Annotated in this window: 2 protein-coding genes; both read right to left on the reverse strand. The window is 74.5% G+C overall.

Annotation, left to right across the window (positions count from 1 at the left end):
• Nucleotides 1–536: 536 nt before the first annotated feature.
• The gene (locus tag B9S61_RS13675; protein WP_103542504.1) at nucleotides 537–1,796 is read right to left on the reverse strand and encodes a CdaR family transcriptional regulator; all 1,260 of its coding nucleotides are present in this window, start codon (nucleotides 1,794–1,796) and stop codon (nucleotides 537–539) included.
• 143 nt (nucleotides 1,797–1,939) lie between these two features.
• Nucleotides 1,940–2,546: helix-turn-helix transcriptional regulator (locus B9S61_RS13680; protein WP_146064829.1), on the reverse strand; the 607-nt coding region annotated here is incomplete at its 5' end.

Here is a 2,546-nt window from a genome sequence, read left to right on the forward strand (position 1 = left end):
GGTGGATGCCGCGGACGCCGCGGATCTGCCGGTGTGCTTGGCCGCACGGTGGGCGCTCCGTTGTGTGGTGGGCTGCGTCGTGGTGGGGGGGGCGGGATCTCGCCCCCGCCGCCCCTTCCCGTCCCGTCCCTGGGGCTCCGCCCCAGACCCCGCGGACGCCCACGCGGCGAAGCCACGCACCGGCCCGGGCCGCACCCCGTAGGGCACCGCCGACGCTCACACCGCGAAGCCGCGCACCGGCACGGGCGGCCCCGTCCAGGACACCGCTTGCCCTCACACGGCGAACCCGCGTACCGGTGCGGGCCGCACCCTGTCCAGGACACCGCGCACGCTCACACCTCGAAGCCGCACACCGGCACGGGCCGCGCTAGCCGGGAGATCGCGGACGCTCGACACGGCGAAGCCGCGTACCGGTTCGGACGGTGTTCCTGAGGGAGTCCGCTGGCGTTCACACAGTGGGGTCGTAGCGCGGCATGGGCCGTGCTTCTCCGGGGAGTCGGCCGGGGCGGGTGTCGGGTGGAGGAGTCTGCGGGCGGTCAGGGGTGGAGGAGTCTGCGGGCGGTCAGGGCCAGGGTCACTTCGACCAGGTCGGAGGGGCGGGAGAGGGAACGGCCCGTCAACTGCTCGTACCGGCGCAGGCGGTTGAGGACGGTGTTGCGGTGGCAGTACAGGCGCCGGCTCGCCCGCTGGGCCGAGCCGTCACAGGCCAGCCAGGTGGCCAGGGTGTCCAGCAGGACCTCCGCGTCGGCGGGTTCCAGGTGGGCCAGCGGGCCGAGGAGCCGGTCGACCAGCGCGGCGCCGAGTTCGGGGCTCGACGCCACCAGCGCGGCCGGGAGGTGTTCGGTGAGCCGGACAGTACCGCCCGACTCGGGGCACAGGGTCAGCGCGGTGTCCGCCAGACGCCGGGCGTCGCCCACGGCGGCCAGGCCGTCGACCGCGCCGCTGACGCCCACCCGTGCACCGGGCGGTTGCTCCTCCTGCACGATCGGCTCCTCACCGTCCTCGACCGGAACGATGCCGTAGTCGGCGTCCACACCGGTGTGCCAGTGCACGCGCACACCCGGGGCGAGGGCCGCTTGGGCACCCGGACAACCGGCGAGCCTGCCCCCGGCGGCCGCGACGACCACGTACCGCCCGTGCTCCGGCAGATCCAGTACCTGCGCGGCCTCGGGCAGGTCGGCGATCCTGCTCGTGCCGTCCAGCAGGGCCGCGGCCAGCAGACGCACCCTGTTCTCCCTCCGCCACGCCAGCTGCCGCTCGGTCTGCCGGTAGGCGTCCGCGACGAGCGTGGAGTGCTCGTCGACGAAGTTCCACACGTCGGACGCCACGTGCACCAGCAGCCGTACGTCCTCCGGTGCCGCGCGGGAGGTCTCGTCGACCAGGCCCTGCCACACCAGTGAGCCGCCCAGCCGGAAGGCGTGCAACAGCGCGTCCAGCGGCAGCCCCTGTTCGGCGCGGGTGACACCGATCTTCCAGGAGCAGCGGCGTGCCCCTTCCCGGGCGCCCGTCGGATCGAGCAGCGACGCGATGCTGTGCCGCAGTGAGCGGTGCACCTCCTGCCAGGTCGCGGCGGCGTCGCTCTCCACCGCGGTCCGGTAGGCGGGCTCCTGCTCCTGGAGGACGGCGACCAGCCGGTCGGTGAGCTGGGGCAGGTCGTCCAGCAGGACGCGGGCGGCCCGGTGCAGCACGCGCAGCGCGTCGGCGTCGATCAGCGACCGCACGCGCGCTGTCCGCGGGCGCGGAGCGGGCATGGGTCCGGGGCGAAGCAGGGTACGTGGCCGTACGGCGTGTTGCATCGCGCATCTCCCCCAGGGTCGGGCTTCCCGGCGGTGCCCGTGCGGCGGTCCCCGTTGCGGCGCCCGGCCGGACGGGGAGCCCGTGGGCCGGCCGCCACCGGACTCGTCCTGCCCCGAAGGATGGCATACCGTCCGGTCGGTCCCTAGAGCTGTGCACCGGTCTTTTCCCCTTGTTCGACCAGTCGGACAAGCTCGACCCGTGAACGGACGCCGAGGGTGGCGAACACGTTTCGCAGGTGATAGTCGACGGTGCGGGTGCTGACGGAGAGGCTCAGGGCCACCTCCCGGTTGGTTGCACCCTCGGCGACACACCGTGCGATACGCAGTTGCTGCGGGGTCAGCAGGGACAGCTCCCCCGCCCCGGTGCCGGCCGGGGCCGCGCCTCCCGCCCTCAGTTCGGCGGCGGTCTGCTGCGCCCACGGACGCGCGCCGCACTGCTCGAAGCCCAGCAGCGCCTCACCGAGTCGGGCCCGTGCCTCGCGCAGCCGGCGCCTTCGCCGCAGCCACTTGCCGTAGAGGAGTTCCGTCCGCGCCCACTCGAAGTCACCGGCCATCTGCTCGTGGCGGTCCAGGGCCCGCAGGTAGAGCGCGTCGGCCGCCTCCGGGGCGGCCAGCAGCGCACGGCAGCGCATCAGCTGGGCGGGGGCCTGCGGGTCGGCTCCGCAGGCGGCCCACAGGGCGAAGTCCTCGACCACCGCCCGTGCCTGCTCGGGCCGGCCGGCGAGTGCGGCGGCCTCGACGAAGCAGGGA

Origin of the sequence: Streptomyces sp. SM1, from assembly GCF_002910825.1 — a bacterium.
Lineage (GTDB): Bacteria > Actinomycetota > Actinomycetes > Streptomycetales > Streptomycetaceae > Streptomyces > Streptomyces okerensis.